A 9,486-nucleotide genomic window follows, 5' to 3' on the forward strand; every position below is an offset into this window, starting at 1 on the left:
TTTTGATAACGAGCTCAATATAAATTGGGTTAAATAGTGCCGTTTAAATTTCCTCATTTCCCCCATTAAATCCTCTTTTTGCAGCAATGCTGACTTTGAATATGTCATTCCCCTATGCGATTGGGTTTTTGGGTAAATATTATTGATTATTTATGCTCTAGACTGGATATGTTATTGATTAGCAATGGGTGGCTATATTTTTCTTTGGGTTTTTGGGTAAATATTATTGATTATTTATGCTCTAGACTGGATATGTTATTGATTAGCAATGGGTGGCTATATTTTTCCTGACTGGATATGTTATTGATTAGCAATGGGTGGCTATATTTTTCCTATATTTTTTCTCTGCGATCACAGCGTATGGATATCTAGTACTGTATTTTTATCCGCCGCCTAATTAGTTACCAACCTCCTTGTGTAGTTGACCTTCGAATGAGAGTAAAGCTCATCGCCAGCGGTCCGGGCTGCAAACTCTGTTAATTAATTGTTATGCCTTATTGACTATGGGTAGGGTTCTCATACACTAGTCTATTGTTTGAATCGAATTGAATATGTGAGGTGCTGGTGATGGGCTCGGTAGTAAAGAGAAAAAGTAAGCGTTTTACCATTCGATTTACTGTGGTGGGGATCTTCATCTTGGCTACGGCGGTTACCGCAGCTGTCGCCATCGGCTTGCAGTATTATTTCAGTAAGTCCATGGTCACAGAATCTGCTCTTAAGTTATACAATCTAACCGCTAAGCATGTCAGCAGTTATCTATCTCAGGTAGATAGTCAGGCGATAAACACGACTAAATTACTCTCGAGCTTCGATCATCTCGTCGTTGACGGCGAGTTTAATCAGGAGTCTATGCAGACGTTTGCGCAAGTTATGCGTAACAACACCTTGTTTTATGCCATCTATATCGGTATGCCCAATGGGGACTTCTATGAGTTGATCAATCTTGATGCCCATCCGGTCATCAGGAAGCAGCTCGATGCCAGCCATCTGGATAGGTGGGTGAGCATAAGGATAAAACAAGTTTCGGGTATAGGAGTACGGGAAACCAGCTATTTAAACGCTCAATTCAAGCCGCGAGTCACACGGACTGAGGCCAGTGATTATGATGCGACCAGTAGATTGTGGTTTATTGACTCGAACGCTAACCATGTTTCTAAGACAGAACCTTATCTTTTCAGGCATTTGCAATCACCGGGTCAAACTTATTCGATTAAATTAGCCGGATCAGAGGCTGTTCTCGGCGTTGATATTGCCTTATCGACCTTGAACGAGTATCTCATCGGCCAGAGTGAACGTGAAGCGGGAAAAATCCAGACTGAAATTTACCTTTATAAAACTAACGGTGAGCTAATCGCTTCTAATCAGACGCAGCAGATACAAGTCCAGATCCCTCAATCTCCAGTGCTGCAGCTAACTGAGCAACAAAGGGTGATTATCGATAATACCCCAACCTTGCTTGTCTCTAACGAAATAGATTGGGCACCAATCGATTTCGCAGTATCCGGTCAACCCCAAGGTTATAGCGTAGATGTGGTTAATCTCGTTGCTGAGATGACTGGGCTGAAGGTTCACTTCATCAATGGTTTTACCTGGAATGAACTGGTCGACAGCTACATGAATGAAGAGTTAGACATGCTGCAATCGGTCATGAAAACTTCAAAAAATGAACATCTTGGAGTATTTAGCGAGCCCTTGTTAGACCTTAAGTATGGCATTGTGACAAGCCCTAGTGTGCCGCAGATAACGTCACTTGCTGAACTCAGTGGTAAGCGGCTAGCGATTCCCTTAGGCTGGTCGGTTATACCTGTGGTCGAAGCACACTTCCCCGAGATTGAGGTAGTCGAGCTGGCATCGACCCGAGCAATATTGAGCGCCGTGGAGCGAGGTGAGGTATTTGCGGCCTTAGACAACAGTATTATTTTGCATTATACGGCTGAGAGTTTTTTCATCGATGATCTGAAATATCATGAAGATATTGATTTTGGTGATATACAAGTCCCCACAGGGTTACACATTACCGTGCAAGAGAAGTATGCCTCCTTGATCCCTATAATTGATAAGGCGCTGGCACAGATCACTCCCGAGCAGGTAACGGCCTTAAGCGATAAATGGTTTAACCAAGGGGCCAAACAAGAGGTAATGGCCCAAGGTATTGTCCCCTATGAAGCGCTTATCCATATCGGCGAAGATAGTCAATTGCATCATCAGCTGGTGAGCCGTGAGCTCGGTGGCATCGAACAATTTGTTTTTGTAACGGCATTTGGTCATGACTCACAGACGCAAGATCGCCTGGCCATTATCGTTCCCACCCACACCTTGTTGGCTTTGAGCACAGATAAGGTGAAGAAGTCTGTCATCATCACAGTGTTACTCCTACTCTTGTTGCTTCCTGTTGCTACAGTATTCGCTTCACCGATCATTCGGCCGATTAAACTGCTTGCTGTCGAAAATGAGAAGATCAAAAACCGTCATTATGATGAGGTGCGCAATATTGATTCAAATATTGCCGAACTCGACGATCTGGCTAGTTCTATGTGGGGGATGTGTGAGTCGATTCAGCAACATGAGCATGATCAGAAGGAACTAATGGAGTCCTTCATCAAGCTGATCGCCCAGGCCATCGATGACAAGTCTCCCTACACGGCTGGCCATTGTAATCGAGTCCCCGAACTGGGCTTGATGCTAGCCGACGCCGCGGCCAAATCTGAACTTGCCCCATTCAAGGAGTTTTCATTTAAAACGGCCGATGAGCACAGGGAATTTAGAATAGCGGCCTGGCTACATGACTGCGGTAAGATCACCACGCCTGAGTTTATCGTTGATAAGGGCACTAAGCTAGAGGTCGTATATAACCGTATACATGAAGTGCGCATGCGCTTCGAGGTGCTGTGGCGAGACGCCGAGATAGACTATCTTAAGCGTCTCAATGCGACTGAGTCGCATGAATTATTGACCGCAGAGCTGGAGAGTAAGCGCCAGCAGCTGAAGACTGATTTTGAGTTTATTGCCAAGTGTAATCTGGGCAGTGAATTTATGGCGCAAGTGGATAAAGACCGTTTGGCCGAACTGGCAGACATCACCTGGCAGAGGAATTTCGATGATAGGCTAGGGTTATCTCCCGTCGAAGAGCTTAACTTAACTGATGTGCAGTCAACAGAGAGTTACCCCGTTACTGAGCCACTCTTGAGAGACAAGCCGGAACATATCATCAAGCGCATCAACAAGGTCGAATTTTCCCCTAGATTGGGGATCAAGATGGATATCCCTGAGCATCAATATAATCTCGGTGAACTGTATAATCTGTCTATATCACGAGGAACCCTTACCACCGAAGACAGGTTTAAGATCAACGAGCATGTTACCAGTACCATAAAGATGCTGGACACGCTGCCATTCCCACCGGAGCTCGCCCGCGTGCCACGTTATGCATCGACTCACCATGAAACCTTAAAGGGCACCGGGTATCCTCGTAAGCTCAGCGCAGAAGATCTCTCCATCCCGGAGCGTATTCTCGTGATTGCCGATATCTTCGAGGCGCTCACCGCAGCTGACAGGCCCTATAAGAAGGCCAAACCGCTCAGTGTCGCTATCGATATTCTGCATAAGATGGCATTGGACGAGCATCTGGACATGGACCTATTTAAGCTGTTCTTAACGAGTGGCATCTACCTCGAATACGCCCATAAATTCCTCGACCCTAAACAAATAAACGAGGTAGATATCGCCAAATATATACCCGAGAAGCCATTGAAGAACAGCGCCTAATCAAGATGGGGCGGGCGATACCGTCCCTAGCTGTCACCTGAGTTTGCTATCCGATTAATAATTAATGGTTCCAAATTGATGTCGTGTTAAAATGCGCTCGGCAAGTCACATGACTGCTAGCAAGGTCGCTTCGTGTTTCAGTTTCTAAGAGTCGTAAAGTACAAGATTACGTTACTTAAAACTTTTTTTCAAAACTTTTCAAATGCTTAGCGCCTCCATTATTACCCATCATCGATTAGAGCGTTTATGAAACGGATTTTACTATTAACCCTATTTGTTTTTTCTAACCTGGCCATCGCCGTTGACCCCTTATTTGAAACACCAGAAGATATGGAGCCGACATGGGTTGATAATATTTTGTCAGTCTTTGGTGCCGATGGCGAATTTGATGAGACTAAAGCCATTGATATGAGTTACTTACCAACGGCATATTACACACCAGAGAAAAAGTTTGGCGTGGGCTTATTGATGGTTGGCTTATATAAAACCGACAATGCATCGAGTGAAGAGCAGCCATCATCGTTAGTGTTAAATTCGTTTGTATCGATGAATAACTCTTACGGTGTCGAAGTTGAAAACATGACATTTTTCAATCAAGGCAGGCAACGATTATTGCTGGAATTAGAGTTACACAATGAAGCCGCCGTTTATTATGGTCAAGGCATAGCGCAAGGCCATCAAGACAGTAATCATCATGAGTTTGAAGAGCAGTTATATCGTTTCAAACCTCGCTGGATGACTGAAGTCGCTGACAACTATTTTATCGGTATAGGTGCCGATTTTATTTACGCCAGCGCAGAAAAACTAGAATTAGTAGCAACTGAAATCCCTGTGGATTCAGCTGATATCTTGCCTAATAACTTTAGTTCAGGACTCGTGATCACCAGTATCTATGATTCACGAGATTATCGCTTAAATGCCACCAAGGGCTGGTTATTTCAAATTGATGCCGGCTTATATCAAAACAATCAATCCGCTAGTTTTTTGACTTATGATATTGAATTAGCTAACTACATTGACTTAAGCTCCGCATCAGGACTGAGTTCAGTACCTGGACTCATCGCATGGCAAGTGCAGGGACACTTTACCGATGGCGATGTGCCTTGGAACATGTTACCAGACCTAGGCGGCTCTAATGCCATGCGCGGATATATCAAGGGCCGTTACCGTGATGAGCAGATGATGATGGGACAAGTTGAGTATCGTTTACCCATATTCCAACGTTATGGCATGGTCTTTTGGGGCGCGGTAGGTAGTGTGGCCCCAAAAGTCAGCGATCTGACCGAGGAGCTATTAACGTCTTACGGAACAGGTTTCCGTTTTAACATCAAAGACGATATCAATTTACGTTTTGACGTGGGCGTGGGTGAAAATGAAACCAACTTCTACCTAAATGTGAACGAAGTCTTTTAGGCATCGCTAACTTCGCGGCCGCTAAGACTGTTATGAAGAGCCTAGATAGGTGATGACATTTTCAGTCTTAAGCTGGCCCGCCTCAATCAGGACTCACTTATATCCCATGGTAGCCACTGTTTTGTCTTTACCCGGTTTCTTGCTCGTTTTATCGCTAGTAGCGTTAACCAATACAGCCTTCGCCAACCCTATAGCAGAGCATGAGCATGGAACCGAGCCAGACTCGCCGGAGTTAGAGTCGGAATTAGGCTCAAAGTCAGGAGAGTGTAGCCGCATTTCAAATTACGCTATCTATCTGAGTGGCATACATACTGGAACAATGAACAGGACAGAGACTTGGCAGGGAAACACGGCGGTCGTTACGTCAATAAGCGAAGCCAGTATTTTAGGGATCGGCACCCAGTATCATCAGCGGGCAGAGTTATCTTGGTCGAGCACCACCAATGAATGGCTAACCGATAAATTTCATCAGACAGTGACAGGTTTTCACGCTCGAGACATGTGGGTTACGTTTGAAAATAATGGTCATAACTCTAGAGTTGATATAGACGGCGACATAGACACCTATGCATCAGAAAAAATCCCTCTGCGAGATGTGGACACCTTAACGATTCAAATTCGTGAGTACTTGCTGCAAGGTCGTAAACAATTTGCCTTAACTAGGCAAGCTTCTGATGCCATAGAGAGGTATCAGTTCTATGTTCAGGATACGCTGACAACAAACATAGCGCCTTGGGGCGAGTTAACCTTGATACCTGTGGAGCAGACGGGTGCCGAAGATGTCACTTATTATTTCGCCCCCGCCATGGATTATCAGCTGATCAAAGCCCGCTACCACGGCATCATACTGCATGGATTGATTGAACTTGAGAGTTACACCTCATCTTGCGAACCAAGATCGGCTGAAGCTCGTAGATAACTTGCCATAGACTGGGTATGTTATTGAATAACAATGGGTGACTTGGAACTTCGCTTGCTGGTAAGGGAGCAACAATTTGATAACTAGATTCAAAATGTTGGTATTCGTTTTTTTAGCTCTTGCTCTTGTAATGACTGTTTTATATTTAATGACAAGGGAAGATGAAGTCATTGTGCCTGCTATGAAGACTCTATCGGCAGACTCTGAATACATGTTATATCGTAGAGGTGATGACCTAACAGTATTGGGAGAGGGAAAGTTAGGCTTGTTTTATGGATGTTTAACTGGATACCGTGATATTGGTGGGAGGCGCAGCAATGGTGATGGAGCAATTTCTTTTATCCTAAAATTTAAAAATGGAATTTCGCTAACTATAAGCTCTACTAATACAGAGATATTTCAGTTTTATGTCGATAGGGTATACGAATCAATCGCTTATCGTTCAGATGCTTATGCAGTTAATTGTCCGGTAAGTTTACTCGGCTTATATTAAGGGATAAAGGGGTCACAGCCTATTAGCCACAAACTCAAATCAAAGCCCTAACCTAGTACCTGTATCCTTCTTTACTAATTCTTCAAGCCCTAGCACCTTCTCCTCAAGATAATGTATCGACTGCTCACCTTGTCTAAATCCTTCATCTTCGAGTATCCGCTGTAGCAGCGGCGCATTTGTCGATATGCCTTCGATGGTCAGTTCATTGAGCGCCGTGTGCATGCGGGCGATGGCTTGGTTTCGTGTTGACCCCCAAGTGATCAGTTTTCCTATCATAGAATCGTAATAATGTGGGACTGTATAGCCTGAGTAGAGGTGAGAGTCCCAACGCACGCCGATGCCGCCGGGGGCGTGAAATCGGGTCACAGTGCCGGGGGAAGGAATGAAGGATTGCGGATCTTCGGCATTGATGCGGCACTCTATGCTGTGGCCGTTAAGCGAGATGTCTGCTTGTTTAATTGAAAGCGGTTTACCCGCGGCGATCTCCAGCTGGGCCTGAATAAGATCGACCCCCGTTATCATTTCTGTGATGGGGTGTTCCACCTGAATGCGGGTATTCATCTCGATGAAGTAAAATTGACCCGCCTCATAGAGAAACTCGAAGGTGCCTGCACCGCGATACCCGATATCGACACAGGCATTAGCACATAAGGCGCCTATCTCTTCGCGGGTGTCTGCGTCTATGCCCAAGGCCGGAGCTTCCTCGATGACTTTCTGATGCCTGCGCTGCATGGAGCAGTCCCGCTCACCTAGGTGTATCGCATTGCCTTGACCATCAGACAGCACCTGGATCTCGATATGGCGTGGTGTCAGTAAAAACTTCTCCATATACACATTGCCGTTAGCGAAGGCGGCTCTGGCTTCGGCCTGAGTAAGCCCGATGGCCGCTATCAATTCACTCTCATGGTGGACCACACGCATGCCACGGCCGCCACCACCTGCGGTGGCCTTGATGATCACCGGATAGCCTATCTCGTTGGCGATTCGCTTATTGTGCTCTGAATCATTTGAAAGCATGCCATCAGAGCCTGGAACCGTAGGCACACCGGCTTGCTTCATTGCCGAGATGGCTGAGACCTTGTCGCCCATCAGGCGGATCACTGCCGCTGTTGGGCCGATGAAGCGAAAGCCACAGGCCTCAACTTGTTCGGCAAAGTCGGCATTTTCAGCCAGAAAACCATAGCCAGGATGTATGGCATCGACCTTGGCGGCCGATGCGGCGGCAAGTATCGCGGCAATATTAAGGTAGCTATCGATTGCTGCAGGCTTGCCTATGCATAGCTTCATCTTGGCTTGCTGCACATGCAGCAAGCCTTTATCTGCATTGGAGTAGGCGGCGACGGTTTCTATACCGAGTTGCGAGCAGGCGCGCTGAATTCTCAGCGCTATCTCACCGCGGTTGGCAATAAGTACGCGTTTTATTGGGCGCACAACTGGCAGATCCATCAATGGCTACTCCTCTTTTGCTATGCGCTTAAATGCTGGCGATTGTTTCGCAACTCGTAACCCAAGAAAATATCGAGCTCAAGACAAGGCTAAGAAATCCTCGAGTCACGAGGTGCAGTTCGACGCTCATCAGCCGTAATGGCTTATTGATCTTCGATAACCATCAAGGGCTGGTCGAAGCCGACGGCGTCGCCATTCTCAACTAATATCGCCTTGATTATGCCGCTGCGATGGGCTTCTATCTGATTCATCATCTTCATCGCCTCTATGATGCAAATGGCTTGTCCTTGCTCGACTCTGTCGCCGACTTGAGACAAGGGAGCAGCTTCGGGAGTGGGAGATAGATAGAAGGTGCCCACCATAGGTGAGATGACTGTATTTTCGTTAGGTTCAGCTAGCTCGTCACTTGTCGTTGAGCTTGTTATGCCTGTATTAGCTTGAGGCTGAGTTGTGTTGGCATTAGCTTGTGGTGAGCGATCACAGACCGTGTAAACCTGTTGCGGCGTATTAACCTCAGCAGGTCTTTGGCGGCAGATGCGTACCGACTCTTCGCCTTCGGTGACCTCGAGCTCTGCAATGCCTGACTCTTGAACCAGCTCAATCAGCTTCTTTATTTTTCGAATATCCATAACTTTTTACCTTAAAAGCCTCTCTTTAAAACCACTCATAAAAATTATCTGGAACACTTAAATCGAAAACTGATTTAATGTTCAGCCTTCTTGGCATGCAAGCGTGTAATCGCCGCTTGCAGGGCGAAGTGATAGCCTTCAGCGCCCAAACCACAGATCACGCCTATGGCCTTATCTGAGAAATATGAGTGATGACGAAAAGGCTCTCGAGCATGCACATTAGACAGGTGAACTTCGATAAAAGGAATAGCGACGCCTAATATCGCATCACGTATCGCGACGCTGGTATGGGTGAAAGCCGCCGGGTTGATGATGATAAAGTCGGCATCTGTGCTATGTATGGCATCGATGAGTTCATGCTCGGCATTAGATTGAATATGCTCAAGTACTATACCGGCCGCATTTGATTCATCTGTGAGGTCTTTAACTATCTGAACTAAGGTTTTTACGCCATAGTGGCCCGGTTCACGTCGACCCAGAAGGTTAAGGTTAGGGCCGTTGATTAATAAGACCTTTGCTTTGTTGCTCATGTCAAAATCCTTGGGGAATACCTATGCTCCATGGTTTATACCTAAAGGGATAAAGCATGGATAACTTGAATCGTTTGATTTCAACAGAAGTCAGCGAAAATGTCGACATTTGCCTGCCTTTTCGACGAAATTGATCAAAATAACCTTGTAGGACTGGCTTTAGCCGGGAGAGAATAAATCGATGAACATCGGGGCTAAAGCACCCTCCTACAGGTGAGATGACGAAGGCCATGAAAGAAATGGAGACATTAAAGAAATAGAAAAAAATAGAGACAGGCATAGTTAATTGAA

At 45.8% G+C, this 9,486-nt stretch carries 8 protein-coding genes; 4 read left to right on the top strand and 4 right to left on the bottom strand.

From position 1 onward, the window contains the following. The first annotated feature begins 567 nt into the window (after window positions 1-567). The 4 genes from HRU42_RS19165 (at window position 568) to HRU42_RS19180 (ending at window position 6,590) form a co-directional block, all read left to right on the top strand. The gene (locus HRU42_RS19165) at window positions 568-3,765 is read left to right on the top strand and encodes an HD domain-containing phosphohydrolase (protein WP_295033470.1); all 3,198 of its coding nucleotides are present in this window, start codon (window positions 568-570) and stop codon (window positions 3,763-3,765) included. Between the two features lie 246 nt (window positions 3,766-4,011). Beyond that, a complete protein-coding gene (locus tag HRU42_RS19170) occupies window positions 4,012-5,178 on the top strand; it encodes a BamA/TamA family outer membrane protein (protein WP_295033471.1) in 1,167 nt (388 codons plus the stop codon). Between the two features lie 49 nt (window positions 5,179-5,227). Further along, window positions 5,228-6,097 (top strand): hypothetical protein, encoded by an 870-nt coding sequence (locus HRU42_RS19175; RefSeq protein ID WP_295033473.1) that lies wholly within the window; start codon window positions 5,228-5,230, stop codon window positions 6,095-6,097. A gap of 76 nt (window positions 6,098-6,173) precedes the next feature. Continuing rightward, window positions 6,174-6,590 carry a hypothetical protein gene (locus HRU42_RS19180; RefSeq protein ID WP_295033474.1) on the top strand — a complete coding sequence of 139 codons (417 nt, stop codon included), beginning with the start codon at window positions 6,174-6,176 and terminating at the stop codon, window positions 6,588-6,590. Between the two features lie 39 nt (window positions 6,591-6,629). Here the strand turns inward: HRU42_RS19180 and accC are convergent, their stop codons facing one another. The 4 genes from accC to HRU42_RS19200 form a co-directional block, all read right to left on the bottom strand. Further along, window positions 6,630-8,036, bottom strand: coding sequence for an acetyl-CoA carboxylase biotin carboxylase subunit (accC, locus tag HRU42_RS19185; RefSeq protein ID WP_295033476.1), 1,407 nt, complete (start codon window positions 8,034-8,036; stop codon window positions 6,630-6,632). Between the two features lie 143 nt (window positions 8,037-8,179). Beyond that, the gene (accB, locus tag HRU42_RS19190; protein WP_295033478.1) at window positions 8,180-8,665 is read right to left on the bottom strand and encodes an acetyl-CoA carboxylase biotin carboxyl carrier protein; all 486 of its coding nucleotides are present in this window, start codon (window positions 8,663-8,665) and stop codon (window positions 8,180-8,182) included. A gap of 74 nt (window positions 8,666-8,739) precedes the next feature. Beyond that, window positions 8,740-9,195 carry a type II 3-dehydroquinate dehydratase gene (aroQ, locus tag HRU42_RS19195; RefSeq protein WP_295033480.1) on the bottom strand — a complete coding sequence of 152 codons (456 nt, stop codon included), beginning with the start codon at window positions 9,193-9,195 and terminating at the stop codon, window positions 8,740-8,742. A gap of 1 nt (window position 9,196) precedes the next feature. Continuing rightward, a partial coding sequence (locus HRU42_RS19200) for a hypothetical protein (RefSeq protein WP_295033482.1) occupies window positions 9,197-9,486 on the bottom strand: 290 nt, incomplete at its 5' end.

The organism is Shewanella sp., assembly GCF_013214165.1.
Classification (GTDB): domain Bacteria; phylum Pseudomonadota; class Gammaproteobacteria; order Enterobacterales; family Shewanellaceae; genus Shewanella.